Genomic DNA, 347 nt, shown 5'->3' with positions numbered 1-347 from the left:
GCTGCGCGACGGCCAGGTGTTCTACGTGCACAACCGGGTCAGCTCGATCGACCGGGCGGCGAAGACCATCCAGGACCTCGTCCCCGAGGCGCGGGTCGCCGTCGCGCACGGCCAGATGAACGAGGACCTGCTCTAGCGCACGGTCAGCGCGTTCTGGCACCGCGACGTCGACGTGCTGGTCTGCACCACGATCGTCGAGAACGGCCTGGACATCTCCAACGCCAACACCCTGATCGTCGAGCGCTCCGACACCCTGGGCCTGTCCCAGCTGCACCAGCTGCGGGGCCGTGTGGGGCGTGGCCGCGAGCGCGGCTACGCCTACTTCCTGTTCCCCGCCGACCATCCGC

General features: G+C 69.5%; 1 pseudogene. It reads left to right on the top strand.

The annotated features are described in order from the left end of the window. Window positions 1-151: 151 nt before the first annotated feature. Window positions 152-347 (top strand): annotated as a pseudogene (locus DBV35_RS30805) (helicase-related protein); the annotation flags it as partial.

It is taken from the genome of Acuticoccus kandeliae (assembly GCF_003073115.1).
This window is presented reverse-complemented; position numbering and strand designations above follow the sequence as displayed.